The 246-nt window shown below is 69.1% G+C and carries 1 protein-coding gene; it reads right to left on the reverse strand.

Translation table 11 applies throughout. The annotated features are described in order from the left end of the window. Positions 1-246, reverse strand: a 246-nt coding sequence (locus A3764_RS01715) for a DUF1643 domain-containing protein (RefSeq protein ID WP_443069362.1), incomplete at both ends; no start/stop codon positions are given.

Raw genomic sequence — 246 nt, forward strand, 5'->3', positions numbered from 1 at the left:
GGCGGACGAGATCGCCAACGATCCGACGGTCGAGCGCTGCGAACGCAGGGCGCGTGCCCTTGGCTTCGGCGCTGCGGCGGCCCGCATCGCACGCGGATCGGTGTCGCGCCAGGCGAAGATGTTGGTGACACGGAAGGCGCCGAAGCCAAGGGCACGCGCCCTGCGTTCGCAGCGCTCGACCGTCGGATCGTTGGCGATCTCGTCCGCCTTGGATGGATTGAGCATCACGAACATGACCCGCCGGGC

This window comes from Sulfitobacter sp. HI0129 (assembly GCF_001635395.1).
In the GTDB taxonomy this organism is placed as follows: Bacteria; Pseudomonadota; Alphaproteobacteria; order Rhodobacterales; family Rhodobacteraceae; genus Sulfitobacter.